At 35.4% G+C, this 26,462-nt stretch carries 26 protein-coding genes and 1 tRNA gene; 15 read left to right on the forward strand and 12 right to left on the reverse strand.

The features are described from left to right. Positions 1–236: 236 nt before the first annotated feature. Positions 237–1,148, forward strand: a complete 912-nt coding sequence (locus Q0P34_RS00005; protein ID WP_294951236.1) for a tyrosine-type recombinase/integrase — start codon at positions 237–239, stop codon at positions 1,146–1,148. Positions 1,149–1,388: 240 nt separating this feature from the next. Here the strand turns inward: Q0P34_RS00005 and Q0P34_RS00010 are convergent, their stop codons facing one another. The 7 genes from Q0P34_RS00010 to Q0P34_RS00040 all read right to left on the reverse strand — a co-directional run bounded on the left by Q0P34_RS00010 (position 1,389) and on the right by Q0P34_RS00040 (position 9,548). Then, a complete protein-coding gene (locus Q0P34_RS00010) occupies positions 1,389–1,793 on the reverse strand; it encodes a hypothetical protein (protein WP_294951238.1) in 405 nt (134 codons plus the stop codon). A 129-nt stretch (positions 1,794–1,922) separates the two neighbouring features. Beyond that, positions 1,923–2,150: a DUF4840 domain-containing protein gene (locus Q0P34_RS00015; protein WP_294951240.1), complete on the reverse strand. Its 228-nt coding sequence runs from the start codon at positions 2,148–2,150 to the stop codon at positions 1,923–1,925. A gap of 156 nt (positions 2,151–2,306) precedes the next feature. Continuing rightward, complete coding sequence (locus Q0P34_RS00020; RefSeq protein ID WP_294951242.1) at positions 2,307–6,059, reverse strand: leucine-rich repeat protein; 3,753 nt, start codon at positions 6,057–6,059, stop codon at positions 2,307–2,309. Positions 6,060–6,142: 83 nt separating this feature from the next. After that, positions 6,143–6,865 carry a hypothetical protein gene (locus Q0P34_RS00025; protein WP_294951244.1) on the reverse strand — a complete coding sequence of 241 codons (723 nt, stop codon included), beginning with the start codon at positions 6,863–6,865 and terminating at the stop codon, positions 6,143–6,145. Between the two features lie 290 nt (positions 6,866–7,155). Continuing rightward, positions 7,156–8,442: a GHKL domain-containing protein gene (locus Q0P34_RS00030; RefSeq protein WP_294951246.1), complete on the reverse strand. Its 1,287-nt coding sequence runs from the start codon at positions 8,440–8,442 to the stop codon at positions 7,156–7,158. A gap of 2 nt (positions 8,443–8,444) precedes the next feature. Then, positions 8,445–9,146, reverse strand: a complete 702-nt coding sequence (locus tag Q0P34_RS00035; RefSeq protein ID WP_294951248.1) for a LytTR family DNA-binding domain-containing protein — start codon at positions 9,144–9,146, stop codon at positions 8,445–8,447. A gap of 54 nt (positions 9,147–9,200) precedes the next feature. Continuing rightward, positions 9,201–9,548 carry a helix-turn-helix transcriptional regulator gene (locus tag Q0P34_RS00040; RefSeq protein WP_294951250.1) on the reverse strand — a complete coding sequence of 116 codons (348 nt, stop codon included), beginning with the start codon at positions 9,546–9,548 and terminating at the stop codon, positions 9,201–9,203. A 217-nt stretch (positions 9,549–9,765) separates the two neighbouring features. Between Q0P34_RS00040 and Q0P34_RS00045 the strand changes: the two genes are divergently transcribed. The 7 genes from Q0P34_RS00045 (at position 9,766) to Q0P34_RS00075 (ending at position 13,922) form a co-directional block, all read left to right on the forward strand. Beyond that, the gene (locus Q0P34_RS00045; RefSeq protein ID WP_294951252.1) at positions 9,766–9,921 is read left to right on the forward strand and encodes a cyclic lactone autoinducer peptide; all 156 of its coding nucleotides are present in this window, start codon (positions 9,766–9,768) and stop codon (positions 9,919–9,921) included. Beyond that, positions 9,911–10,507, forward strand: coding sequence for an accessory gene regulator B family protein (locus tag Q0P34_RS08420; protein ID WP_366783369.1), 597 nt, complete (start codon positions 9,911–9,913; stop codon positions 10,505–10,507). The genes Q0P34_RS00045 and Q0P34_RS08420 overlap by 11 nt, the downstream gene beginning before the upstream one ends. Then, the gene (locus Q0P34_RS00055; protein ID WP_294951256.1) at positions 10,494–10,880 is read left to right on the forward strand and encodes a helix-turn-helix transcriptional regulator; all 387 of its coding nucleotides are present in this window, start codon (positions 10,494–10,496) and stop codon (positions 10,878–10,880) included. The genes Q0P34_RS08420 and Q0P34_RS00055 overlap by 14 nt, the downstream gene beginning before the upstream one ends. A 234-nt stretch (positions 10,881–11,114) precedes the next feature. Then, positions 11,115–11,591 carry an ECF-type sigma factor gene (locus Q0P34_RS00060; protein WP_294951258.1) on the forward strand — a complete coding sequence of 159 codons (477 nt, stop codon included), beginning with the start codon at positions 11,115–11,117 and terminating at the stop codon, positions 11,589–11,591. Between the two features lie 490 nt (positions 11,592–12,081). After that, positions 12,082–12,441 carry a type II toxin-antitoxin system PemK/MazF family toxin gene (locus Q0P34_RS00065; protein WP_294951260.1) on the forward strand — a complete coding sequence of 120 codons (360 nt, stop codon included), beginning with the start codon at positions 12,082–12,084 and terminating at the stop codon, positions 12,439–12,441. After that, entirely contained in the window at positions 12,438–12,638 is a 201-nt protein-coding gene (locus tag Q0P34_RS00070; RefSeq protein WP_294951262.1) for a helix-turn-helix domain-containing protein, read from the forward strand. Before Q0P34_RS00065 ends, Q0P34_RS00070 begins: the two co-directional genes overlap by 4 nt. An 81-nt stretch (positions 12,639–12,719) precedes the next feature. After that, on the forward strand, positions 12,720–13,922 hold the full coding sequence (locus Q0P34_RS00075; protein ID WP_294951264.1) for a site-specific integrase: 1,203 nt from the start codon (positions 12,720–12,722) through the stop codon (positions 13,920–13,922). Positions 13,923–14,205: 283 nt separating this feature from the next. On the opposite strand, the gene Q0P34_RS00080 is transcribed toward Q0P34_RS00075, so the two are convergent. The 3 genes from Q0P34_RS00080 to Q0P34_RS00090 form a co-directional block, all read right to left on the reverse strand. Further along, a tRNA-Arg gene (locus Q0P34_RS00080) sits at positions 14,206–14,282 on the reverse strand. A gap of 187 nt (positions 14,283–14,469) precedes the next feature. Beyond that, complete coding sequence (locus Q0P34_RS00085; protein WP_294951266.1) at positions 14,470–14,928, reverse strand: C-GCAxxG-C-C family protein; 459 nt, start codon at positions 14,926–14,928, stop codon at positions 14,470–14,472. 3 nt (positions 14,929–14,931) lie between these two features. Next, complete coding sequence (locus Q0P34_RS00090; RefSeq protein ID WP_294951268.1) at positions 14,932–15,633, reverse strand: hypothetical protein; 702 nt, start codon at positions 15,631–15,633, stop codon at positions 14,932–14,934. Positions 15,634–15,826: 193 nt separating this feature from the next. Between Q0P34_RS00090 and Q0P34_RS00095 the strand changes: the two genes are divergently transcribed. Next, positions 15,827–16,807 carry a hypothetical protein gene (locus tag Q0P34_RS00095; protein ID WP_294951270.1) on the forward strand — a complete coding sequence of 327 codons (981 nt, stop codon included), beginning with the start codon at positions 15,827–15,829 and terminating at the stop codon, positions 16,805–16,807. Positions 16,808–17,182: 375 nt separating this feature from the next. On the opposite strand, the gene Q0P34_RS00100 is transcribed toward Q0P34_RS00095, so the two are convergent. Both Q0P34_RS00100 and rsmA read right to left on the reverse strand, forming a co-directional pair. Beyond that, the gene (locus Q0P34_RS00100) at positions 17,183–18,580 is read right to left on the reverse strand and encodes an MATE family efflux transporter (RefSeq protein WP_294951272.1); all 1,398 of its coding nucleotides are present in this window, start codon (positions 18,578–18,580) and stop codon (positions 17,183–17,185) included. A 2-nt stretch (positions 18,581–18,582) separates the two neighbouring features. Beyond that, positions 18,583–19,440 (reverse strand): 16S rRNA (adenine(1518)-N(6)/adenine(1519)-N(6))-dimethyltransferase RsmA, encoded by an 858-nt coding sequence (rsmA, locus tag Q0P34_RS00105; protein WP_294951274.1) that lies wholly within the window; start codon positions 19,438–19,440, stop codon positions 18,583–18,585. A 229-nt stretch (positions 19,441–19,669) separates the two neighbouring features. On the opposite strand from rsmA, the gene Q0P34_RS00110 reads away from it, so the two are divergent. The 6 genes from Q0P34_RS00110 (at position 19,670) to Q0P34_RS00135 (ending at position 26,436) form a co-directional block, all read left to right on the forward strand. After that, positions 19,670–20,077 (forward strand): MarR family winged helix-turn-helix transcriptional regulator, encoded by a 408-nt coding sequence (locus Q0P34_RS00110; RefSeq protein WP_294951276.1) that lies wholly within the window; start codon positions 19,670–19,672, stop codon positions 20,075–20,077. Then, positions 20,067–21,809, forward strand: coding sequence for an ABC transporter ATP-binding protein (locus tag Q0P34_RS00115; RefSeq protein WP_294951278.1), 1,743 nt, complete (start codon positions 20,067–20,069; stop codon positions 21,807–21,809). Before Q0P34_RS00110 ends, Q0P34_RS00115 begins: the two co-directional genes overlap by 11 nt. Further along, positions 21,809–23,659, forward strand: a complete 1,851-nt coding sequence (locus Q0P34_RS00120) for an ABC transporter ATP-binding protein (RefSeq protein WP_294951280.1) — start codon at positions 21,809–21,811, stop codon at positions 23,657–23,659. Before Q0P34_RS00115 ends, Q0P34_RS00120 begins: the two co-directional genes overlap by 1 nt. Before the next feature lie 106 nt (positions 23,660–23,765). Beyond that, positions 23,766–24,287, forward strand: coding sequence for a hypothetical protein (locus tag Q0P34_RS00125; protein WP_294951282.1), 522 nt, complete (start codon positions 23,766–23,768; stop codon positions 24,285–24,287). Between the two features lie 69 nt (positions 24,288–24,356). Continuing rightward, positions 24,357–25,130, forward strand: coding sequence for a class B sortase (gene srtB / locus Q0P34_RS00130; RefSeq protein ID WP_294951283.1), 774 nt, complete (start codon positions 24,357–24,359; stop codon positions 25,128–25,130). Next, entirely contained in the window at positions 25,114–26,436 is a 1,323-nt protein-coding gene (locus Q0P34_RS00135; RefSeq protein WP_294951285.1) for an LCP family protein, read from the forward strand. Before srtB ends, Q0P34_RS00135 begins: the two co-directional genes overlap by 17 nt. Positions 26,437–26,462: the final 26 nt, after the last annotated feature.

The following is a 26,462-nucleotide window of genomic DNA, read 5'->3' on the forward strand; positions in this document are numbered from 1 at the left end:
CTTTTTGTAATCCATACTCAACACTCCTATAAGGATAATCATCTATTATCCTTTACTTAATAATATAATTTTCCTATTCATAAGTAACATAAAATTCTAAACAAAACAATCAAAAATACAAAATGCAAGAAAATCCTGTCGAAATGCAATTATTTTTAAATGTTTTTTGTGTTTTTTAATCGACTTTTGCTTTATTCTCCGTCATAATTGATTTATCAATATACGGAGGATTTTTTATGTTTAATTTAGTTGATGAAAAGGACAAATATTTAGTTGCCTGTAAATCCTTGAAAGGTTTAAGTGAATTAACCCTCAAGGCGTACAAGATTGATTTGGAGCAGTTTTGCGACTATATGAGTCAGCGTGACTGCTTTGATAAAAGCGAGCTCAATTCATATATCAATATGCTTCACAGTCGGTACAAGCCTAAAAGTGCAAAGCGCAAGATTGCCTGTGTTAAAGCGTTTTATCGGTATATGGAAATCGAGGACATTATTGATTACAACCCATTTCACAAAATCATCATTAAATACAAAGAGCCTATTAAGCTACCGAGAACAATACCTCTTAACTGCATTCAGGATATGCTCACTTATGCGTATAAACAACATTCTATCGCAGTTACCAAATATCAAAAAGAGGTAACTCTGCGAAACATTGTTGTTATTGAACTGCTGTTCTCAACCGGTATGAGAGTTTCGGAGATATCAAATCTTAAAACTGCAAATATTAATTTAACTGATAACACAATCCGAATATTCGGCAAAGGCTCTAAGGAACGCATTATGTGCATAAGTGATGATTTGAGCAAGACGATAAGCAATTACCTAACAATTCGTTCGAGCAAAACGGATTACCTTTTGGTAAACAAGTTAGGCAACCGCTTATCTGAGCAGTCTGTACGATATATGGTTAATGATTATACAAATGCTGTTGGCGCACCATTGCACATTACACCGCATATGTTCAGACATACCTTCGCCACCGAGCTACACAACGAAGATGTGGACATTAGATACATTCAGCAGTTTCTCGGACATAGTTCAATAGCAACTACGCAGATTTATACCCATATCAGCACAAGCAAAACGCGTGAGATATTGGAGTCGAAGCATCCGAGAAATAGAATGAATTTGTTCCTTATATAATATAAGTATCAAAAAATGGAAAAAGTAACAGAAAAAGCAGAATTTTTTGTAATTGGGTAAAAAATATGAAAGTCTTTACTTTGTGCGAATGAAAAAATATTAATATTAACATAAAATGCATTACGAAAGCAGATAGCACATTTTTACTATTATAGCATTTAATTACAAAACGGTCTTAATAACAATAAATGCATATGCACTAATTCACAGGAGCTCAAGCTCCTGTAAATTTGCAACACTTCACTTAAAAACAACTGGATTAATAATAGGCTTTTTAGAAATAATACTGTCATTCAAATCATCAACGGTATATTTAAAGTCTAAACCATCAGTAGAAATTTTTGTAATAAAATTATTATTACAGAAAGAATATGGATTACAATCAAAGACATTTGAATATGTATATACATTTATATTCTTATTTGTGATTTTTCCCAATTCAGGTGAGTAATAACTGTTTTTATTAATATACAATTTTGAATAATCGTCATATAAATAGCATTTTGCCAATAACGGATTTAAATGCATAAAACTTTTTTCTTCACCATTGCATATTGGGTTTTCTATATCAAAACAAGTCGCATTACCAAGTGCATCATACTCATACATACAAGCTAAGATTCCATTTCCATCAATAATGCCCATAATATTACCAACTCCGTCAAATGTATAATGGTATTCCGTTACATTTTTTTCTGAATCTATATAAATAAATCCGTAAGGAATTTCGTTATGGTCTTTGAGAATGTAAACATATGACGAATTACTTACATTCTATTGTTGGTTATTATTAACCGAGCAAATATTTTCATTTATAGAAACGAAACTTAGTTTTTCATCATTCCAATAATATTTATATGTTAGTTCGTATTGTTGTTTTTTTACTTGTAAAACTATATTAAATAAGTCTTCAAAATCTTCTTCAATAAATGAATAAATATCATTTTTAGGAACATTACTATTTAACGTAGCGGTTGTTACACTTATATTAGTTGTAAACAATAAAGTAAATATTCAGTAAAATACAATTGAAAAAGCAAAAAATCGCCTAAATTCTCACACAACATTTATTTGCTATTTATCATAAGAATAGGGGTATATATTTATTACCAATCAAACGATTGCAAACTGTCTCATACTTCCTATCCGTTTTTATGTTTATTTATTTGGATTTGAATAGAGCAAAAAGTTGTTTGCAAATTCCCAATCATCCTCGGTTACTTTTCCGTCTTTGTTAATATCAAAATATTTGTCATCAATTCCGGTTATTTCGCTGCCTTTTTTGATTTGATCAAACAGCTTTACGTAGTCTTTTGCATTTATATAACCGTCATTAATCCAATCATAACATATTAGTCCGATAGGATTTTCAATAATTAATGGCTCATTATTATTTATACTCGTCGTTTGGTTAATATTATAGCCGTAAGGATATTCAAGTTTGTACTGATTTTCTCCTGATTCTGTTGAAAACAGTACGAAGTATCCTAATTTGTCAGAGGTGCTTTGCACTTCGTCCTTATATACTATGCTTACATCTTCAACAGGATAGTAGTATTGATATGAATCATCAAGGTCTTCTTTTGCAACAATATTTCCGCAAATAAATGCACCCGGTTTAAAATTAATGTTGTGTTCATTTGCGTAAGTTTGAGCATAACTGTCAGCAACTCCGGCGATTGTAATATTAGATAAATTTTCGAAAGCGTTATCGGCTATTTCTGTTATATTGCTTGGAATATATATCGCTTGAAGAGTAGGACACATTTTAAATGTACCTTCGTATATTGTTGAACCGCCTTTTATAATTACAGCTTCTAATTCCGAACAACCATAAAATGTTGAATCATTTAGATTTTTACCGGATATTGTAACTGTGTTTATCTTACTGCCTGAAAAACTTACTTCATCAAGCATATCACATCCTGAAACATCAATGTTTCCTTTCACTTCCATAAAATCAAAATGACATTCTAATAGCTTGTATTTACCGGAAGTATTGTCAAATTTCCAACTGACATTTTCCCATTTCCCCGGTGTTGATAAATTCCAGTCTAAAATTTTATTGTTGTTTCGTTGATTTGCAAAGTTAACAAGTAAGTTGTAATCGCTTTCGTCAAATGCAGAAATGTCTTTTTCAATTATTTGATGTTTGTATTCCAATATGTAATCGTCTTTAGATTCGATATTTTTTATAATTTCATCTGTGAAAATATTTATGTCTATATGATTATTTTGACATTTAATATTTGACAATTTTGAAGAATTTTGCGCGGAATTTATAGGTAAAATTAATGAAGTGATTTCAGAATTTTCACAAACTAAATCTTCAAGCTTTGTTGAATTGGAAACATTTAGTCCTGTTATTTTGGTATTATCACAATACAATGCGGTTAATTCGGTAAATGAACTTAAATCTAAATCTCCTTGAACATCAATATTGCTGATGTCTATAGCTGTAATTTTGTATTTTTCACCGTCAAACTCAAAGTAAACATTGTTTTGTACTTTATTAATATCAATGTCGCCGTTATCATTAAGCCAATTTAACTTTTCATTATTTTGGTTGCATTTTGCAAAACTTTCTAACGCTTGTAATTCGTTTGTGTCAATAACGGCATTTTCTGTTAGCATTTGAGAATTATAATTTACATATGCGTTCTTACTGCTTTGAAGTTCTGTAAACCGATTGTAAAGGTTACCGCCCTCGTGAACATCCAAATAATTATACGGACAACTTATGTGACTCAATTTATCGTTATTTTCGATATTCAATGCAAACAATTTATTAAATGAGCAAGATAAGGTTTGAAGCTCTGGATTGTTCGCTAAATTTAGTGTACTTAATGAACAACCGTCACAATATAATTCTGTAAGATTTGTACAAGCGCTCAAATCAATTCCGTTTTGTGATAAATCGTTGTATGAACAATTTAGAGAAATAAGTTTTTGATTGTTTAATGTAATACCTGTTAAGGAATTTGCATATAAATTTAATTTTTCAAGTTCACTAAATGCAGAACAGTCAAGTTCACCTGTCAGCCATTTGTATGTAAAATCAATTGATTTTACATGGCCTTCATCATTCCATTCTATACCGTCCCAAGATTGAGGATTGTCCAAATCCCAACTAAGTTTTTCGTTATTGTCACCGCTTGAGGCGAATTGTTTTAATAGCTCTATTTCGTTTTGATTATATTCAATTTGAGTTTCATCATATGTAGCAATGCTTGCTTCGGTGGTTTGATATTGTACAACGGCTTCTTCATATGAATACGGTTTAAATCTCAATAGTATTTCTTTTAGTGTTTCTGTGCCATTAATTACATACTCATAATTTTTACAGTTATGCGAATTTGCGATAGTGCCTATATTATTTAGAGCGAAACCAATTAAAGGATATAATTGAGGACATTCTTTCGCTAATTTTATTGCCATTAAAACAGGCATTTTCTTTATTGCTCTGCTCGATTTGGCAGAAGTTGCACTATGTAAAAATGTAAATAATGAAGTTTTATATTCAATTGTGTTGTTGGTATATTTATCATGATAATAAGCTTTTAAATTATCTTTGTAGTAATCTTCAATAGACAGCCATTGAGAAAAAGCAACACTTAATTCATTTTTTATATTACTGTTAAGCGGACCTTGGTCAATATTAATTCCGAGTAATTTAAGTTCAGCGTCTATATATTCAGAAATATTCAATGTGTAGCACTTGCCGTATTTCCAATAATTCCATCCATTGGTTGGAGCTGTTAAAGGAACAGTTGGCACAATATCGGTATCAAACCAAAAATTATAAATATTGCCGTATGATTCCATATTATCTATTGTATTGCTTTGTGTTATTTTTTCGACATTCGGACAAGCAAAGGTGTAAGCAATGACTTTATTAAATTTTGGAATATTATTAGAAGAGATTGCTTCATTTGTTACATCTGTTGCTTCTTTTGCATATAAATTTGCAATAGCTGCGCCTCGGCTATGTCCTGTGATAATAAGATTGACATTATCATAATTTTTTAAAAATTTTTTATAATAATTATTTATAGCGCTCTTTATTGAATTTTTACCTTTTTCAAAATTGTAATGAACATATTGTTTTTCATCATATGTTTCTCCGGTTATTTCTGTGTTTCCTTGCCATTCGTCATAATATGTTCCTCTAATAGAAACAATCATATCGACAGAATTATTTTTTTCATCAATTCTATACATCATTGCAAATGGTGCATTTTCTTTATTAAAATCTATTGTTGATTTACTATTTATAAATGTTTCATAATTTTCCACAGAAATAGAACTCAATTTATATTTTTCAGATAACTCGTTAATATTTTTTTCTACTATATTGGATTTATCGGAACAATACATTGTGTTTGATAAATCTAAACACATTCTTATATCATGATCGTTATACATTAATTCCGAATTGTAAAAATCATTTTTTGAACCAAAAAGTTCATATTCACCCATTAATGCAATCAAGCCTTCACCGCCAAAAGTAATATTTGCTTTTCCGCTAAATGGATAAACAGTAATTGTTGCATTTGAATTGTATTTAATTCCAAATACCCAAGTTGTTTTAAATTCACAATAGCATTCAAAATAATTTCCAAAATATTTTATTGTTCCCGATACATCATCGTCAAAATTAACAGCTCCGCTATCATCTTTTACTTGCAAGTGTCCTTCAAAATTTATTTTATTCGTTGAATAAATTTCAAATTTTATTTTGTCATTACTGCTTTCCCCGTTACTATATTGATATATAATATAGTGATTTTGAACATTTTTTGTATTAGCTTTTACTTGTAATATATTGACTGCAAAATTAGAAAATAATAAAACAATAGACAGCGTCAATGATAAAAGTTTAACATTAATATTTGTAAAATGCTTTTTCATAATTTTTTTCTCCTTCTTTTTGTTATTTGAGTTTTGGCTGTGTTATTTAATTTGTTTTTTTCTTATTAATAATTATTTCATAGTTATTTTTGTAAATAAAATGTATCCCAAACGCTATATACATATTTATTTCGGTTATGTTTTAGATTTTTGTATAAATAGAACGAAGATAATCTATCGTTTTTTATACCGATTATTTTTAATTCTTTTCTGATAGAATTATCAATAATATCGCATTCGTTTTCTTGTTTAGAATAGTCATTTCTTTTTATAGATTCATCATAAAACAACGCAAAGTTATTTATTCCTAAATTACCTGAAAAATAATCATATAGAAATGTTTTGATTTCGTTTTTTGTCAAAACATTATTCTTGTATGATTTTTGAAACCTTATTAATTCATAGCTATCTAATGGAATCCCTACAATTCTTTTATCAACATTTTTTTGTAGCCATTCTGTGCACCAATTTTCAATATCCTCTAATTGATAGTCATCATAGAACCTGCCCTTGTCTCTGTTGACAAAAAAGAGTCTGTCGTTATATTTGTATTCAAATGAAAAATCAACCCATTTCGGTTTCATAAAAAATACTTCATACTCTTCACTTCTCACATGTGATTGGTTGTGATCAACAAGTTCAAACTTTGTAGGCGACTCTTTGTATTTTAAAGATAAATAAATTTTTGCCTGCGCAGCGACAACAGGATAAGCAAACAGATTTGCAAGAGTCAGCAAAATTATCACTAAAAAGATGATTTTTATTGACTTTCTTTTTTTATTGTTTTTGATAGTTTCTTCAGCCATGCAATCACTCCTTAAGATTTGTTATCGTTATAACCACTGTAATAACTTTCCTTTTTATTCTCCTATACTAGTTAATACCGTATACCAACTGCTCCAATTAATAAATCGACTTATCTCCTTAAAACATAACAATTATCACGGATTTTTATTTCATTTACGATTTCAAATTCAATTTAATACTTCGTTATGAATAAAACAATCAATATAAAAAAATGCAAGAAAATAATGTAAAAATGCAAGAAAACGCAGATAGAGTTAAATCTCCATCTGCGTTAAACATTCTCCACATATTATTCCGGTCTTAAAAAAGCTACTGTTAATGTAAAAACATTTTTTACACTATCATATTCCCATTCCAAGTCACTATTATATTTTTTTAATGTTTTCAGAACACTTTTTATTCCCATGCCATGCATAGTCTTATTTTGCTTTGTTGTTTTCAATTCTTTATTATTAGCAACAGGATGAATATCACAACTATTTGATATAATCAAAACATCATAGGTGTTTCTGTGTTCTGTTAAAAGAATAATTATCTTTTCTTCTGATTTTTCTACTGCTTCGATAGCATTATCTAAAACATTTCCTAAAATTGTCACCAAATCATAATCATCTATATACTTAAAATTAGCTAAATGTAAATCAAACGAAAAATCTATATTTTTAATTTCACATTCAGTCACATATCTACCAATTATAACATCTAATGTATGATTTCCACTATGACAGGTATTGCTATAAATCTTTAATTGATCTGTCATTGTTCCTATGTATTTTTCAATTTGAGGATTAGTATTTAATGACTTAATCATTGATAAATGTTTTTTTGCATCGTGAGCATATATTAAAAGGTTCTCATTTTGTTTTTCCAAAATGTCATAATAAGACTTCTCAATTTCTATTTTTTCTATTTCATTTTGAAGTAAATGCAAATCATTTTCTCTTTCAAGACTATGTTGATATATTATGAACAGAACGATAATAGATACAAATAACATCATGCTAATAATGGACAAAATAATTTGCAATTGACTTTGAATAATATATTCTGTCGATATTTTCCAAAATATTAAAAGCGTAGCAACTACAATTAACGGATACATAAACAATCCAATTGGAATCTTAATACCAACTTTATCTTTTTTTATTACTTTTGCCAATAGTAAACAAGTAAATAAATATAACGATTTACTTATAGCAATATCTATTATTAAAAAATTGATTTTTTCTAAATACACATCCGGTTGTGTTTTTGTAACGACCGAAATCAAAAAAATTGTTGCAAATTCTAAAGCTCCGCAAATCACATTTAATATTATCGAATAAAAGATTACTTTATTCGGTTTAATATTAAAACACATGATTCCAAAAACGGCATATATAATGGTGTTATATATTGCATTAATCCAAACAGTATTGGAAAGCATAATATTTACTATTGCACAGCTTTCAAACAATATTGCACCTAATATGATACACTTATATGTTTGACGCTTCTTTTCTCCAATTTGAGTAAAAAAATTATATGTAATTAAAAATTCTGTAAAACTTATAATTGCAACAATTAAATTATACATTTTTATCTCCTTCTCAAATATTGAAACCAATATTTATGAAAATCCGCCTGTTTTCTTGATGCAATAGGAACTCTTATATTCCCTATTAGGTACAATTCCGTGTATGAATATTTTATAATATAATGTAGATTAACTATAAAACTTTTATGTACCAAATAAAAAAATGTGTTAGGTAACTTATCATTCCAATCCTCTAATTTTTCTTTCAAAATATATTCTTTTGATTGCTTTGTTCTTAAAATAGTTTTTCTATTCTCTCGTCTAATATAAACAATATCATCAACTAATACTTTTTCTAAACTGCCATTACTTTGTAAAAACACATCAATATATGATTCATCTAAATATTCCATTGCTTTATCTAAACTTGAATACAATCTTTTCACATCAAAGGGCTTCATAAAAAACCTAAAAATATGTAAATCCATTGCCTCGTCTTGATATTGTTCAAAATTTGTAACAAAAAACAATATAACATTACTGTTTTGCTTTTTTAATTTCTTCGCTAATTCAATCCCGTCTACATCAGGCATTTGTATGTCTAAAAAAGCTAAATCTACAGAAATATTCTTATCAATTAATTCATTTGGTGTCATCGTTATATAATAATTCGCCTTTATGTAATGATTCTTCATATACTCTTGAACATGAATTTTAAGACTTTCAAGATATTGTTTTTCATCATCACAAATCAAAATATTCATATACATCATCCTAATAAAAATACTCTTATCAAAAAAACTTTGATAAGAGTAAGTCTAACATTTATTTTTATTTTCGTCAATTATTTTAGTTTCATTAATATAAACTTCAATTAATTTATTTATCAATCTAATTTGATTTGGTTGGCATTTTTTTAGCAATTTAATAGTTTCATTTTCATCTTGAGGAGCAATACTTCCAATTAGATAATAATCGGGTGTTTCCCCTAACACATCACAAATATTCAATAAACATTTTGTTGTAGGAACATACAATCCTCTTTCAATACTTGATAAATGATTTTTTGATATCCCTATCTTTTCAGATAAAAATTCTTGAGTAAATCCCTTTTCTTTCCTTTTTTGCATTATTCGAATTCCTAATAATTTTGAATCAACTTCCATAACATCACCACCACTAGAATGCTAACATTTTAACGCTGAGCAGTAAACAAAATAGAACAGATATATTCTGTGAAATGATTATTTTTAACGATTTTTATTTATTAGTTAATGTAGAACTGTTAATACTTGCATTTTCGTTATTATTATAAGTATTTGTAGTATTTAATTGAAATTTTGCATTTTTAATGCTACTCTTTACTAAAAAGGAGGTAAAAATATGCATAAAACAAAACATCATGTAGTGAACATAATAAAAAAAGCCGTCGAAAATTCCTGCAAATTAGATGCAAACAGCACTACCTGTTGGGCGGTTTACCAACCTAAAGTACCTACGGCACTCAAAAAATTCAGCAAGGTAGAAAATGATAAGTAATTTATCTACTCGCCTTACGGACAAGCTTCTTTCAAAGGGAAGCATTACTGAAGATGAGCGAGAGCTGTATATTTATGGGTTATTCATGCTTATTTCCCAGTTAATGTATTTAGTTCTCGCTTGTATCTTTGGTTTACTATTTAAATGTTTTATTGAAAGCATAGCTTTCTATGTTGCATTTCAATTTATAAGAAGATATGCCGGAGGCTATCACGCAGCAACAGAAACAAGGTGCGAGATATTGTCTACTCTTTCAATAATTGCTTCAATCGGTATAATCAAATTGTCAAAGATATATGATTTTAAGACCATATTGTTATTCATAACCTTTATGTCTGTGGTTCTTATTTTCTTTCTTTGTCCACTTGATACACCTGAAAAGCCACTTTCTGAAAAAGAGTTTAAATATTTTCGTAAAATCTCTTGGATAATTTTGCTGGTGATTTCGTCTATTATTATTGTTTCATATTTTTTCAAATTTAATATCCTGTTTACACCATGTTGTGTGAGCCTAATACTTGAAAGCGTATTGCTTATTGCCGGAAAGATAAAGAGAGTGCATCAAGAGAAAAGTGTTAAAAACTAATCTGTTTGGTGCATTTCTAAAAGAAAAGCGGCAAGAAGCAAGTATATCCTTGCGAGAATTAGCTCACTCTATCGGTGTAGCACATACATATATCTTAAATATTGAAAACGGCAGTAAGGCACCTCCCGGTGATATAATGCTGAAAAAGATTGCTAATGCACTTCATTTTGATGCTCAAACAGCAGAGTTATTCTATGACTTGGCTACTATGTGCAAACAAAATAATGACGGTAAAAATCTGTATATACCAACAGATATATCTGAGTATTTACAGAAAACCGAGTCTGCAAAATCAGCAATAAGACAAGCAAATAAGCTGGGATACGGTAACGAATTTTGGATTGAAATAATGAAACAGTTTGAAAACAAATAAAATATGTCCCTTTCGGGATATATTTTTTAGGATAACTGTTATCCAAAGGTAAACACTTACTGCACACTAAATTAAATAAAGAGGTCTGACGATTTTTTCGTCAGACCTCTTTTTCTGTTGTTCTGACGAAAAAACGAAAGAACAACGATGATTAACTTATGGCAACCGTATATAGCTAAATATCCGTAATCTTCGATTTTTGAAAAACTAAAAATCAAAAATCGGAGGTTAATAATGAAATTTAATTATTCTTATGAAAAGAAAAAATTTAATGAAGAATGGGAAAAACTTGAAATCGAATACCGCCAAGCCGGTATGACTGAAAAGGCTATAATGGAAATAAGAAACTTTGATTGGAATTCATTTAAGCTTCGAAGAACAGAAGCTCTACATACACAAGAATTCCTTGAAGAAAACAATGCTCAAGAAATTGGTGATGCAAGTCATGAAATTATGTTGCTACATAAATTCGGCGATAAATTTCTCACCGTTGAAGATGATTTAGATTATCATTCAAGATATTGGTGGATTGAGGAATTAGATACGCCCAATCTTATTTCAAAAATCAAAAGCCTTTCAGACGAAGAATTGGAATTGCTCGATTTAAAAGTTTTTAGAGGATTATCATTAAAAGAAATTGCGAATTTCAAGGGCATCCCATATAGGACAATAAAGTATAAATTTGCAAAAATAAAAAAACTTTTAAAATAATTGCCCTTTTTATTGGTTTTCGCTGCCTACTATACGAGAGGACTTTTTATCTCATTTGAACCTTTATAACTTAATATACCTTATAACAAATACCTTCCCGTTATTGTTTCTGAAGAACAGGGACAAGCAGCTTAAGTACAGCAGAAAGTAGTTCTTACTTTCTGCTTGTTGACTTTGAACTATTGGTGGTTCCAATAGGTATGCGATGACAGATAACGGGTATAATGATACTTCTGTCCAGTCAAAAGTCGAGCGTGATAAAACCGTCGCAACCAAAGAGGGCAGCTCGGAGAGATCCTCGGAGTGGTGAGATTCCAATGATAAGGCTAACCGGCCTTAGTTTGTTATATGCCCTATGTTGTCAGGGGTGTCGTGGACAAATATGACATTACGCAAAACAACTTTATTATTTAGGGTACAGACTTACATTAAACAGATATATCTGTATGCTACAATCAGTCTGTACTCTTTTACATACAGGAGGAATATTATGTCTACAGTAAAACGTGGAGAAATATATTATGCTGATTTAAGTCCTGCAATCGGTAGCGAACAAGGCGGAATTAGACCGGTAGTAATAGTTCAAAATGATATAGGAAATTATTACAGTCCAACTACTATAATTGCTCCTATTACAAGCAGGATCAAAACGATTATGCCAACTCATGTTTTAATAGATAACCCGTGCTTAAATAAAAAATCAATTATACTTCTTGAACAGATAAGGATCATTGACAAGTCCAGACTTCGTGAATATTTAGGAGTACTTAAAGAAGATGAATTAAATGAAGTAAACAAAGCAATGGAAATAAGCTTGGATGTTGGATCAAAGAAAGGTGAATTACTATGAAATATAATTCTTATGAAGATATGCCTATGTTTTTATCAATAAAAGATGTTTCTGAAACCGTAGGATTGTCTATTTCGAGAATATATGATATAGCCAATACGGATAAGACCTTTCCATGTGTTATTTTAGGAAGAAGAAAAGTTGTACCAAGAGATGAGTTTAAGGATTGGATAAAAACAAGCTCAAAGGGCTTTTAGTGGTCGTAACCAATAACACATATTTAGCTGGATATTCAAAGCGAAGTGTGATATTGTTTGTGTTGCAAAGGAGATGAGATTATGGCTAAAAGAGCTAAAGGAACAGGAACTTTACGAAAACGAACAGATGGAAGATGGGAAGGTCGAATATATCTTGGCAAAGATGAAAACGGAAAAAACAAATATAAAACCGTTACAAGTTTAAAAAAGACCGAGTGTCAAAAGAAACTCGACAAACTCATAGAAGAAAAGGAAAAGAGCGTCAACATACAAGCTTGTCGATATACCGATTGCCAAAACCCTACTCTTGAGGAATGGAATAGCATTTGGATTGAAAATTACTGCAAAGGATATTTAAAACCAAAAACAGTATCGGGATACGAATCTATCATAAAGTGTTATATAAATCCGTATATTGGAAAATACCGTCTCAGTGATCTAACAAAACTTATTTGTCAGCAATATATAATGGATATATATGAAAATGGAAGAGTAAATGCTAAAAGACCAAGTGATATAGCTGACGGATTAAGCTCAAGAACAGTAAAATCAATAAAGATAGTTTTGCACGCTTCCCTGCAGAAGGCAGTAGATGAGGATATAATATACAAAAACCCTGCCAATAAACTCAACTTGCCAAAAGACAGAGAAAAAGGGATGCAAACACTAACAAAAGAAGAAAGCAACCGTTTACTTGAAGAAGCCTTCAATAGCGGTTGCTTTGAATTTTATTATCTTGAATTAACTACAGGAATGAGGCTCGGCGAAATACTTGCATTGGAATGGACTGATTTGGATACCAAAAACCGAACCTTAAAAATAAATAAACAAGTACAACGAATAAATGGTATATTACAGTCTGAAACACCTAAAACAAAAGAGTCAATAAGAACAATTGCAATAAGTAAAGATTGTGCAAAATCACTTGAAAGGCTGAAAGAAACACAAGCAAGAGGTACTAAACTTATGTTTCCTTCACAGGAAACAGGAACTTACAGAGATCAAAATGCAGTAACAAGGAAATTTAAAAGAATGCTCAAACGAGCAAATCTTCCGAATATTAGATTTCACGACTTAAGACATACCTGTGCAACAATTGCTCTTGAAGAGGGAGTGGACATTAAAGCTTTATCAAGTATGCTTGGTCATGCGGACTGTGCCTTCACAATGAATACTTATGTCCATGCAACAAAAAAGATAAAAACAACCGCAGCCGACAAAATGGAGTCGGCCTTTGAAATAGGATTTGAATCAGTGATGAATGCTCAAACATACCTTAAGTAAATATAATAGTTAAAAATGCCGTTGCCATTTGTGTAACGGCTATTTCTCTACATTAAAAATAAGTGGTCAAATTGTGGTCAAGTGATATTGAAATGTAGAAATATGCATAAATTACAATTTTTATGCATTTTTTGTTGGGTATAACTTATACCATTAATATAACAAAGAAAAAGTTCTGTTTAGTGGTCGTTTTTGCAGATAAGTGGTCATCGATTCAAACAATAATTGCATAAAAAGAAATCCTTGAAAGCGCCTATTATAAAGGCTTTCAAGGATTTAATATTGGCACGCTGTGGGGGACTCGAACCCTCGACCTACTGGTTCGTAGCCAGTCACTCTATCCAACTGAGCTAACAGCGCTAATGAACTATTAAATTGTAATTTATGCACTGTATGCAAAACCGACTGTTTGGTTCGTAGCCAGTCACTCTATCCAGCTGAGCTACCAGCGCATATGCAAGTACTTTTCACTTGCTGAAATACTATAACACAATGCACAACAAAATGCAAGTGTTTTTTTGCAAAATAAACAATTATTTATAAACAACTATTTTTTGCTTTGTTCATTAACAAATGCTTCTAACAAATCTGCAGAAATCTTTACAAGCTCTGAGCAGGGACGCTTTTTATAATAAGCGTTTGTGCGTGCTTCAGGCTGAGGAGAATCAAACCCCTGTCTATCTAAACCGAGAAGCTCCCTACATACAACGGATCCGTTAATCTGCTTAAACTCCCCTGCCACCTGTTGAATCACAGCATACAAATCAGCCTTTGCCTTGGAGTCCTTGGGATCCGAGCTGCCATACAGGGCTGACATAACAAAAGCAGCACCGCTGACTGTACCGCAGACCTCCCTCATTCTGCCGATACCTCCGCCGAATCCACCGGTAAGGCGAGCGACAGTGTCGCCGTCAAGTTCCATCTCATCGGCAAAAGCAAGAGCCACAGCCTGCGCACAGTTGTATCCGTTTTCAAAATAATTTTTTGCAACATCGCCCTTTGTCATAAATTACTCCTCATCCACATAATCGGTGACATCGGAATAATCGGTGAACACAGCCTCTAAATCGGTATTGCTTTTTACGGAAAAGCTATACACCTCGTTTGATGAAACACGCTTTCCGTTTTTATACCATCCGTCAAAAACAAAGCCGTCATCAGCCCTTGCAATAACTGTGCATTTTTCACCCTTTGCATACACACCGTCGCCCTCAACCTCGCCGCCTTGACTACAGCTTACGGTAACATTATACTCAACAACAGTGGTAGACTTGGTTGTTGATTCGGTAGTGGTTTGGGTGGTGGTTTGGGTTGTGGTTGTAGTTGTAGGAGCAGTTGTTGACGGAGCCTCAGTGGTTGTAACAATAGGCACAGATGTATCCTCAACATCGTTTTTGCTCTTTGAATTGGAAATAAGCACAGCCGCAAGAACACCTACAACAACAGCAAGAACAACAGCAAGGATTACTATAACGGCAATGGTCTTTTCCTTTTGCTTTTGCTTTTCGTCTTTTTCGGTATTTGTACGACTTGTATGAGCAGGTTGTGCTGTGCCTCTTGAAGAGCCTGCAACAGCAGGAACAACCTTTGTTTTACCCATTTCGTCCTCGGCTAACGCATCATTGTCGTCCTCGTCATACAAAGGTGATCCGCAGTTTTGACATATATAAAGATTATCTTCATTTTCGCTTCCGCAGTTTTTACATCTCATAACACATACCTCCGCATTTTTAATGATTATAACACATAGGATTGTAATAAACAATATTTTTGTATTAAAAATCTGTGACAATTTGAACAAATTTTGATTTACCTATTGACTTTTATTGCATTTTGTAATAAATTTATGGTGTAAATGTTTTCTAAAAAACCGAAAGCAGAATAAGGAAAGGGGATTCCCACAAATGAAGAAACTTATCAAAAGAGTTACAGCTTTGGCATTGGCAGGTGCACTTGTTGCTTCCCTTGCCGGATGTGCAAAGATTAACTATGTAACAAACGGAACAATTACCGCTATTCAAGAGGTTAAGTCGGGCGAATGGAAGAACACCGGTAACGAAGACGGCGCTGCAGAGGAATATGTTGATACCTCTGTACTTGAAACTCCATTTGCTGCAGGTACATACGGCGGAGTTGAGTTTAAGGACCTTAACGATGTTGCTAACTACTACGTAGAGGCTTACAACTACACAAAGACTCTTACCGCACAGTACAAGGATCAGGACGGCAACACAAAGACCTTCTACAAGCTTTTAGGCTCTGAGGACCTTCAGGTTGGCGACGTTATGATTGACGGCAAGGCTAACAGCACGATCAACAGCCTTGTTCCAGGCATTGTAGGACCTATGTTTGATGCTAACGTTTGGGGTCTTGTTCCATGTAACAGCAGAGAGCCTGAGTGGGATAACAACCTTGAGGATTCAACAAGAAGGGCTGATGCAGATTACAGAACATCGGCATTTACAGGCGAGGACATCCTTGATGCAAACGTTGTTGACAACGGTGACGGAACAATCACATTGACAATTCAGCCAAAGCAAGAGGAGCTTGCTTTCAGAGGTCAGGGCCCACAGGGTTCATTCTTTGAGGTACTTGGCGACATTTCAGGTGCTGTTGCAGGCATCACCGTGCTTTCATTCACAGAGGGTGACGCAAACGACAACGTTAAGGTATTTTACAGAAACGGTACAGGTGTTGTTACCATCGACACAAAGACAAAGGAAATCATTTCTGCAAAGTACACAATGCTTGTTGATGTTAACGTAACTCACGCATCTATCGCAATCATTAAGGATAAGAGCGCATCGGTTAAGATTACTTACACAAACGAGTATCCTGCATCTGATGAATACCTTAAAGAAAGAAGAGGCATTGTAAGACTCTAATTAAGAGCAAGCCTCACAAAATATCAAACAAGTAAAGGCTACGGTTTTCCGTAGCCTTTTTGCGTGTCGAAAAAGTCAAATTATAAATTTCGACACGCTGATAGACTGTTGAGAAATGGAGCTGAATTTCGCATTTTGTGAGGGAAGATGTACGAGGGTACCTCGACCGAGCAAAAGGCGAAAAACGCCAAAAGCGGCTTAGATTCGATGTCTAAGCCGCTTTTACAATCCCTCCGAGTGCGATAAATCGCACCCACCTCCCTTTACACAAGAGAGGCTCAAATAGGTTTGTTTTATTTATATGGCGTGTTTCAGCCCACTTTATCGACAGTCTGAAGGCTACGGTTTTCCGTAGCCTTTTTGTTATGTCGTGATTTATTTGTTGTTGCCTTTAACAAGCTTTTTAACCGTAGATGAAAACATTATTACACTGAGCACTATACAGCATACATCTGCAATTGGCTGTGCCCAGATTATACCGTCAAGACCGCACACCTTATTCATAATGAACAGCATCGGCAGGAAAACAAGTCCCTGTCTGCCTGCTGCAAGGATGAGCGATTGTACTCCCTTGCCCATCCCTTGAAATGCAAAGTTAATAATAAACATTACACCGAGAAAGGTTCCCGGAGTCATAAGTGCAGTAATCATTTTTACTCCGGCATCAATTACTGCCTCATCGGCAATAAACATACCGATTACATTTCGTCTGAACAATATATAGAAAGCCGTTACGCTTGCTCCGATAATCATATTGCACATCATACCGAAGCGAATACTCTTTTTCATTCTGTCAAAATTCCTTGAGCCAAAGCAGTAGCCGATAAGTGGCTGAATGCCCTGTGCAAGACCGATTTGAAGCATAACAACAAGCAGATTTGCCTTCATTGCAACGCCCATTGCGGCAACCGCATTGTCGCCGTACTTAACAAGAAAGATGTTAACAACAATATTTGAAAGCGACATCAGCAGATTATTCAGCGCCGCAGGAAATCCAACATTAATTACACCCTTTGGTATTCCGTCCCCCAGCGAATACCTTTTGGGAGTAATAGACAAAATTGATTTACCCCTCATAAAATAAATCAGAAAATATACAACGGAAACTATGTTACCTAATACAGTTGCGATAGCGGCACCCTTTACTCCCAATCCAAATCCGATAGGAAGATTGATACCGAACAGCTTGTCACCTGATGAAAGGATGAAAATAGGATCAAGAACTATATTTACAATTTGACCTATGACCATACCAATCATAGAGTCCTTTGCCGCACCCTCACCACGAACAAGATTGCACACAACAATGCTTGTTACAACGAATGGTGCACCAAGCGACACCCAAAATAGATAATCACAGGCAAAATCTATTGTATAATCGCTTGCTCCGATCAAATACAGCACAGGTCGCCTAAACGCTATAAACAGTACGGCAAGTACTACTGACGCGGCAATTCCCGTATAAATGCAAAACGAAGAAATTGACTTAATCTTTTCCCTTTTACCCTCACCGAGTGAACGGCTGATAAATGCACATCCGCCCACACCGAACAAATTGCCCAGGGCAAGACAAAACAGGAAAACAGGCATAGCTACCGATACAGCGGCAACCTGATTTTTATCACCCGTCTGCCCCACAAAGAAGGTGTCTGCAAGGTTGTAAATAATGTTAATAAGCATACCAAGCATACTCGGCAGTGCAAGTGTTGCCACCGCCTTAGGCACCTTATACTCAGTAAATACCAAGGTGTTATCTTTTTTTACTTTTGCCATAACTAAAACAGTAAATCAGCTAAATTTACGTAATCCTCCATTCTTAAATTCTCGGCTCTGACATTTGGCTCTATACCGAGCTGTGAAAGAGCATTTGTAATATCTGCCTTTGATTTGCCAAGCGAATTTGCAAGCGAATTAACAAGTGTTTTTCTTCTCTGTGCAAAGGCGTATTTAACGAGAGTGAAAAGCTGCTTTTCATTTTTTACATCAAATTCGGGCTTTTCTCTGACTGCAATCCTAATAACACTTGAATCGACCTTGGGGCTTGGCATAAAGCAATCTCTGCCGACATTAAACAAAATCTCTGCCTTGCCGTAATAGTTGACGGCAAAGGTTACGGCACCTGCTTCTCTTGAGCCAAGCTCGGCACACAGCCTCTCGGCCGCCTCCTGCTGAACCATAACCTCAATTTCGGTTATTGCAAGCTTACCTTCAAGCAAGGTCATAATTACGGGAGAGGTTATGTAATACGGCAGATTTGCACAAACCTTAACCTCCTTAAAGCCTGAAAGCTTTTGGGCAATAATGCCGTGCAAATCAAGCTTCATCACATCCCCCTTAACAAGCTCGAAGTTGTCGTAATCCGCCAAAGTCTTTTCCAAAACGGGATAAAGACGCTCATCAAGCTCAATGGAAACGACCTTGCCTGCCCTTTTGCAAAGCTCCTTTGTAAGAACTCCTACACCCGGACCGACCTCAAGAACTCCTGTTGACTCATCAACATTCAGCATATCCGCCATTGCGGGACAGACAGTGTCATCAATTATAAAGTTTTGCCCCAATGCCTTTGAAAAGTTAAAGCCATGAGCAGATAAAATTTTCTTTACCGTATTGTAATCACACAAATTGTAATCCATATCTGTCCTCCCTCAAATGTTGCTATATTTTAACACATTGTACTATTTATATCAATAGCAATCCTTTACCAAAAAATGTGTATTGACATTATATTTTTTTGTGCTATAATACATTTAGCCGACTAAATATTAGCCGACTAAATAAAATTTGAGGGTATGAAAATTGGACAATAAACGGCTACCTTGTCCACCGCCTCCACCTAAAGGACAAATCGCTCCGCGAGTGGGAATGGTGGCAAGATTGGAAAGAATAAACTTTAACAGGGCTGTTGCAGAGGAAGGATTATTTGCAGGCCAGCATAAAATAATTATGTTCCTGAAATTCCAAGGCTCTGCAACAATCGGCGAAATAGCAAAGGAAACCGGAACAAAACCGTCCACCATATCGGTAAGTGTAAAGAGGATGGAAAAGGCAGGCTTTGTAAAAAGAAGACAAAGCAAGGCAGACGGCAGAATTACCGAAATCCTGCTGACTGCGAAAGGTCAGGCTGTACCTGAAAACATCCATCACAAAATGGAAGCAGAAGAAAAAATGCTCACAAACGGATTAACCGAGGACGAGATAAACATCCTGTCGGATTTACTTGACAAGATTATTGAAAATTTCAACGCAAAGGAGGGTGAGGATGATGCTTAAAAAACTGACTAAATACCTTAAAGGCTTGGGATGGCTATGCCTTGCCAGCGCCTTGGGTATGATAGTTGAGGCAATATGCGAGCTTGCTCTTCCGTCAATCGCAAACAAGGTGTACGAAATGGTGCGAACAGCGGGTGGCGATGAGGCACAGTTAAAATTCACTATCGCAAAAATCGGAATAATTATGCTGTTTTTGGCTATTATCGGATTGCTCGGAGGCTTAACAACAATGAAAACCTCATCTGTTGTCAGCCAAAGGTTTTCGTACAGAATCAGAAAGGCTATGTACGAAAGGATTGCATCATTTTCCTTTAAGAACATTGACACATTTTCTACATCATCACTTACAACAAGAATGACAAACGATGTTACAATGCTTCAAAACACCTTGATGATGGTGCTTCGAATTTTGGTTAGGGCCCCTGCCCTGCTCATTGTATCGGCAGTATTTGCCTTTTCCATTAATCCAAAGCTATCTGCAATATTGCTCGTGCTTTTGCCGATTATGGTTGCTATCGTTTTGGTAATACTGAAATTCGGATTTCCGATGTTCCGAAAATTACAGAAAAAAATTGACAATATAAACAGAGTTGTTCAGGAAAACCTTATAGGAATAAGAGTGGTAAAGGCTTATGTTCGAGAGGACAGAGAAAAGAACAAATTCCACGATGCATCCGATGAGCTTGCAAGGCAGGGTGCAAAGGCGTCGGGGCTTATTGTTACAATTATGCCGATTATGATGCTCTTAATGAATTTTGTAATTATCTACATTTATTATAAAGGTTCAATGGACGCAAGCAAGGGCTTGATGGATGTAGGTGAAATTTCCGTTTTGGCAAACTACATCATTCAGGTATTGATGAACATTATGATGGTTTCTATGCTTTTTCTTCAGCTTACAAGAGCAAAGGCGTGCGGGGACAGAGTTGTGGAGGTTTTGGATACCGAGGTTGATATTGTCAATCCCAAAAATCCGTACATTCCTCAAAGCCCAATGGGAGAAATTGAATTTAAGAATGTAAGCTTCGGTTATAACGAAGGTATGGATATTCTTACCGACATAAGCTTTAAGGCAAAGGCCGGAAGCATAGTAGGAATTATAGGCTCAACAGGTTGTGGTAAATCAAGTCTTGTTAACCTTATCCCTCGCTTATACGATGTAACCGACGGTGAGCTTTTGATTGACGGAATTAACGTTAAGGATTACGATTTGGAAGCATTGCGTGATATTATCGGCGTTGTTTTGCAAAAGAATGTTTTGTTCACCGGTACAATCAAGGACAACATCAAATGGGGCAACCCCGATGCAACAGACGAGGAAATTATCAACGCCTGCAAGGCGGCACAGGCTCACGAATTTATTATGAGCCAGCCTGACGGATATGATACTGTTCTTGCACAGGGAGGACTGAATTTGTCGGGCGGTCAAAAGCAAAGGCTTTGTATTGCAAGAGCAATTCTTAAACAGCCTAAAATTCTTATACTTGACGACTCAACCTCTGCAGTTGATACAGCAACAGAGGCAAAGATAAGAGAATGCTTTTACAACGAGCTGAAAGACACTACCGTATTAATCATCGCACAGAGAATTTCGTCCGTTGCAAATGCAGATATGATAATTGTGCTTGATGACGGTAAAATCGACAGCATAGGCACACACGATGAATTGCTTAAATCAAGCGAGATTTATCAGGAAATCAACGCAACACAACAGAAAGGAGTGATGGAATAATGCCGGGACCGCACGGAAAAGGTATGCCGGGCCAAAAGCCAAAGGACGCAAAAGCAACCTTTAAGCGTATTCTGTCATTTGTAGGAAGAAGTAAATCGTTGCTTTTTGTTGTGTTTTTTGCACTGATTATGGCTACTGTTTGTCAAATGGCGGCGTCATATTGGCTAAAGCCCATTTTGGACGACGTTGCAAAGTCTATTGCAGACAACAACTTTGCAACCGTGGGAGTAAAGCAACTGATTAAAAATCTTGTTATTGTTTCATCATTTTATATCGGTACATCATTATTTTCATTTATCCAGGCAAGGATAATGGTAAAAATTGCATATAAAACATCAAACATAATCAGGAAAGACCTGTTTGACCATCTGCAAACCCTGCCGCTTAAGTATTTTGACAGTCAAACTCACGGCGAAATTATGAGCCGTTTTACAAACGATGTTGACAACATTCAGATGATGCTTGAGCAATCAATCACACAGCTTGTATCGTCGGTGTTCAGCTTTGCAGGAATTATAATTATGATGATAGTGCTTGAATGGAGATTATTCCTTGTTGCACTGATTTTCCTTGTAATTATGATTATAAACTCCGCAAACATTGCAAAGCATACAAAAAAATACTTTAAGGCACAGCAAAAGGCTCTTGGTGAAATGAACGGCAACATTGAAGAAACCATTGAAGGTATGAAGGTTGTCAAGGTGTTTAACCATGAGGAAATTGCCAAAAAGGATTTTGACAAGCTTAACGAAGGCTTTAGACAGGTTGCAACAAAGGCAAACTATTACAGCGGAATTATGGGTCCATGCTCAACGGGAATAAACAACGCCTCCTACGCAAGCGTTACCCTTGCGGGTGCATTTCTTGTTCTAACAAGAGGCTTAAGTATAGGCTCGTTCTTCACCTTCTTGGGATATTCAAAGCAGTTCACCCAGCCAATCAATCAGATAATGAACCAAATGAACAACGTTTTTTCTGCTCTTGCAGGCGCAGAAAGAGTGTTTAGCGTTATGGATATGGAAAGCGAGATTGACGACGGAACGGTTACTCTTGAGGAAGTATCCACTCCAAACGGCAAGGAATGGTTTTGGATTGACGGTGACAAAAGAATTGCTGTTAAGGGTGAGGTTGTGTTTGACAACGTAACCTTTGGATATGTAGACGAAAAGATTGTTTTGCATAACATAGACCTGTACGCAAAGCAAGCTCAAAAAATTGCATTTGTAGGCTCAACGGGTGCAGGCAAAACAACCATCACAAACCTTATCACTCGCTTTTATGATATTCAGGACGGTACCATAACCTACGACGGAATTGATATTAAGCGCATCAAAAAAGCAGATTTGCGTCGTTCATTGGCTATGGTTTTGCAGGACACTCACCTGTTTACAGGTACAATTATGGACAATATTCGCTACGGCAGACTTGAAGCAACCGACGAAGAATGTATAGAGGCATCGAAGCTTGCAAGTGCACACTCGTTCATAAAGCATTTGCCCGACGGCTACAACACCGTTATAACATCCGACGGTGCCAATTTGAGCCAAGGTCAAAGACAGCTGTTATCCATTGCAAGAGCTGCGGTTGCCAATCCCCCTGTTATGATTTTGGACGAAGCAACATCTTCAATTGATACAAGAACGGAGGCTCATATTGAGCACGGTATGGACAGACTTATGGTGGGTAGAACGGTATTTGTTATTGCCCACAGGCTGTCAACTGTTCGCAATTCAAATGCAATAATGGTGCTTGAAAACGGCAAAATCATTGAGCGCGGTGACCACGATGACCTGCTTAAACTCAAGGGCAGATATTATGAATTATGCACAGGCAAGGCACAGCTTTCATAAAATATCTGTGTATTATTAAAAAACTCTTTACAAACGGTAGGTGTTGTGTTATAATCTACTTGATTAATAGCAAATAAACTAATTACTGTTTTTAGAGGTGTTATTTATGAAAAAACTTATTTCAATTGCTTTGTCGGTAATTATGCTGATTTCTGTGGGAGCAGTTAGTGCTATCCCTGCAATGGCAGGCGTTTCCAGCCCGGGTCAGTCAGAGGTTACAACAAAGCCTTTATCAGAGAGAGAGCCTGTTATCATTACGGTTAACTCAAGCAAATCAAAAAAGGTTAGCTATACAAAGGACAACTTCAAGTACACCTTCGTATATTCAGGCGACGGCGAGGTTCTTGGTTGGGAGTTCCCGGGCATGACTGAAACAACAGATTATAAAATTCTTTCTATGTCTTCAGACAAGACAGAGGTTGTTATTGAGCTTACAGACTCCGGCAAGAACAAGCAGGTTAAGGCTAACGCACTTGTTAAAAATGCAGCTTCCGGAACAGAAGAGGAAGAGATTGACGATGACGACAACAGCGGCACATCACCGGCAACAGGTGCAGCAATGGCAGGCATCGCAATTGCAGGTGCAGGTGTTGCAATGCTCGCAGTATCAAAGAGAAAGAACGATTGATTCTAAACTAATAAAAGACCTGTAACTCGGTTATAGGTCTTTTTTATTATCATAGGGTGACGAATATATATGGAAAACAAAAAATCAAAAAAGCTGTTTATAATTTTAGCTATTGTGCTTATCATTGTCGGGGTGGGGATTACTGCGTATCAGTTAATTTCATCAAAGCAGGCAAGCGACAGGGATTCCAACCTTACAAGCACAGTATCCACTTCAACAACTGCGCAGCAATCCGAATCAAAGCCACAGAACAAAATAGACTTTGATTCATTACAAAAGCAAAACGACGAGATATACGCATGGATTAAGGTGCCAGGAACAAAGGTAAACTATCCCATTGTACAAAGCAGGCAGTCGGATAATTTTTACCTAAAGCACAACGCAACCGACAAGGGCTATTCCTCAAGCGGTGCGGTATTTACCCAAAGCATGAACAAAAAGGATTTTACCGACAGAGTAACCCTTATCTATGGTCACAACGGCTACGGTGACACATATTTTACAACCCTGCATCGCTTTGAGAAAAAAGAATTCTTTGACGAGCACGACAAGATTGTAATATATACACCGACGCAAAAGCTGACATACAAAATTGTATCTGCGTTTAAGTATGACGACAGGCACATAATGAACAGCTTTGACTTTAATGACGACCAAATATACGCAGAATTTATAGAAATGATACAAAATCCAAAATCTGCTAACAAAAATGTAACAAATACTCTTGACAGAGAGATAACAATAGACGATAATATAATAGTGCTTTCCACCTGCTTTACAGGGCAGAAAAGCAACAGATATTTAGTATGCGGAGTATTAATCAGTAATGAGGAAACAAATTGATCCACGCTTGAACTCAAACGACAGCGAGGAGCTTTTATTCGGCACGGGTGATGAACCTAAAAAGGAACAGCCACCGACAGTAAACCTGAAGCAACAGTCAAACGAGCTTAACACAGACATAAAAGAAATAATTGAGTGTGATCCGAGTGAGCATCAGCATCATCACCACCATCATCACTCAAGCGGTGAGCATCACCACCATCACTCAAGTGGCGAGCATCATCACTCACATAGTTCATCAGGTCACAGCAGTCATCATCACAGCCATCACAAGCATAAACACAGAAAGAGAAAAAAAATGAACAAGGGCTTAAAAATATTTCTGTCAATTCTTTTGATAATTGCGCTTTTGATTTCGGCAACAGGCGGAGTTTATGCATACCTAAAGGCACAGGGCAAAACAGATTTAACCTCTGCGGTAATCAACGACAATCAGCACGACGAAATAATAACCTACAACGGTCACAAATATGCGTTTAACGAAAATGTAATTTCCATTGCCTTTATGGGAGTTGACCAAAGAAATTTGCTAAACAAGGATAATGCAGAGTTTGTGGGATGTGCCGATGCAGATGTTGTTGTTGCTGTTGACACAAGCGACGGAACCGTTAAGGTTATCAACATTCCTCGTGACACAATGGTAGACATTGATGTTTACAACGACACAGGTGTGTTCCTAAGCACAGAGCGAGTTCAGCTTTGCCTGGCATATGCTTACGGCGACGGCAAGAAAAAGAGCTGTGAAAATGTTACAAAGGCAATAAGCAGAATACTGTACAACGTGCCTATAAACAAGTACCTTGCCCTTGACCTTGAGGGTGTTGCCCCTATCAATGACGCTATCGGCGGAGTCACGGTTACTGCAACATACAGCATTCCCGACAAAGGAATAATTGAAGGACAAACCGTTACCCTAAAGGGTGATATGGCAGAGGCTTATGTCAGAACACGTGATTGGGATTACCTTGAAGCATCACTTAACAGATCCGACAGAATTGTTCAGTATGTAAAAGCATTTGCCGCCCAGCTTATCCCTGCTGTAAAAAAGGATTTCGGTGTTATCACAGACCTTTACAACACGGCAGCAAAATACAGCCAAACAAACATTACCCTAAACAATGCAACATACCTTGCATCGTATGTTCTGTCGCAGGGTATAGAATCCTTTGATGTTTACACAATCAAGGGAACAATGACAGAATCAAAAACCTCTCCTTATCCCGATAATGTAATTGCAGAATTTACTCCTGATGAGGAAAGCGTTATGGAAGCAGTGCTGAACACATATTACACACAGCTTGATTAAAAAAGCATAGCGTAAACCCCGGTTGG

It is taken from the genome of uncultured Eubacterium sp., from assembly GCF_945980375.1.
Classification (GTDB): domain Bacteria; phylum Bacillota; class Clostridia; order Oscillospirales; family Acutalibacteraceae; genus Eubacterium_R.

Excerpts from the sequence above, each read along its gene's own strand:
- Q0P34_RS00005 (WP_294951236.1), top strand. The coding sequence starts at position 237 with ATGTTTAATTTAGTTGATGAAAAGGACAAATATTTAGTTGCCTGTAAA.
- Q0P34_RS00010 (WP_294951238.1), bottom strand. The coding sequence starts at position 1,793 with ATGGGCATTATTGATGGAAATGGAATCTTAGCTTGTATGTATGAGTAT.
- Q0P34_RS00020 (WP_294951242.1), bottom strand. The coding sequence starts at position 6,059 with ATGAAAAAGCATTTTACAAATATTAATGTTAAACTTTTATCATTGACG.
- Q0P34_RS00025 (WP_294951244.1), bottom strand. The coding sequence starts at position 6,865 with ATGGCTGAAGAAACTATCAAAAACAATAAAAAAAGAAAGTCAATAAAA.
- Q0P34_RS00030 (WP_294951246.1), bottom strand. The coding sequence starts at position 8,442 with ATGTATAATTTAATTGTTGCAATTATAAGTTTTACAGAATTTTTAATT.
- Q0P34_RS00035 (WP_294951248.1), bottom strand. The coding sequence starts at position 9,146 with ATGAATATTTTGATTTGTGATGATGAAAAACAATATCTTGAAAGTCTT.
- Q0P34_RS00040 (WP_294951250.1), bottom strand. The coding sequence starts at position 9,548 with ATGGAAGTTGATTCAAAATTATTAGGAATTCGAATAATGCAAAAAAGG.
- Q0P34_RS00045 (WP_294951252.1), top strand. The coding sequence starts at position 9,766 with ATGCATAAAACAAAACATCATGTAGTGAACATAATAAAAAAAGCCGTC.
- Q0P34_RS08420 (WP_366783369.1), top strand. The coding sequence starts at position 9,911 with ATGATAAGTAATTTATCTACTCGCCTTACGGACAAGCTTCTTTCAAAG.
- Q0P34_RS00060 (WP_294951258.1), top strand. The coding sequence starts at position 11,115 with ATGAAATTTAATTATTCTTATGAAAAGAAAAAATTTAATGAAGAATGG.
- Q0P34_RS00065 (WP_294951260.1), top strand. The coding sequence starts at position 12,082 with ATGTCTACAGTAAAACGTGGAGAAATATATTATGCTGATTTAAGTCCT.
- Q0P34_RS00070 (WP_294951262.1), top strand. The coding sequence starts at position 12,438 with ATGAAATATAATTCTTATGAAGATATGCCTATGTTTTTATCAATAAAA.
- Q0P34_RS00075 (WP_294951264.1), top strand. The coding sequence starts at position 12,720 with ATGGCTAAAAGAGCTAAAGGAACAGGAACTTTACGAAAACGAACAGAT.
- Q0P34_RS00085 (WP_294951266.1), bottom strand. The coding sequence starts at position 14,928 with ATGACAAAGGGCGATGTTGCAAAAAATTATTTTGAAAACGGATACAAC.
- Q0P34_RS00090 (WP_294951268.1), bottom strand. The coding sequence starts at position 15,633 with ATGAGATGTAAAAACTGCGGAAGCGAAAATGAAGATAATCTTTATATA.
- Q0P34_RS00095 (WP_294951270.1), top strand. The coding sequence starts at position 15,827 with ATGAAGAAACTTATCAAAAGAGTTACAGCTTTGGCATTGGCAGGTGCA.
- Q0P34_RS00100 (WP_294951272.1), bottom strand. The coding sequence starts at position 18,580 with ATGGCAAAAGTAAAAAAAGATAACACCTTGGTATTTACTGAGTATAAG.
- rsmA (WP_294951274.1), bottom strand. The coding sequence starts at position 19,440 with ATGGATTACAATTTGTGTGATTACAATACGGTAAAGAAAATTTTATCT.
- Q0P34_RS00110 (WP_294951276.1), top strand. The coding sequence starts at position 19,670 with ATGGTGGCAAGATTGGAAAGAATAAACTTTAACAGGGCTGTTGCAGAG.
- Q0P34_RS00115 (WP_294951278.1), top strand. The coding sequence starts at position 20,067 with ATGATGCTTAAAAAACTGACTAAATACCTTAAAGGCTTGGGATGGCTA.
- Q0P34_RS00120 (WP_294951280.1), top strand. The coding sequence starts at position 21,809 with ATGCCGGGACCGCACGGAAAAGGTATGCCGGGCCAAAAGCCAAAGGAC.
- Q0P34_RS00125 (WP_294951282.1), top strand. The coding sequence starts at position 23,766 with ATGAAAAAACTTATTTCAATTGCTTTGTCGGTAATTATGCTGATTTCT.
- srtB (WP_294951283.1), top strand. The coding sequence starts at position 24,357 with ATGGAAAACAAAAAATCAAAAAAGCTGTTTATAATTTTAGCTATTGTG.
- Q0P34_RS00135 (WP_294951285.1), top strand. The coding sequence starts at position 25,114 with ATGAGGAAACAAATTGATCCACGCTTGAACTCAAACGACAGCGAGGAG.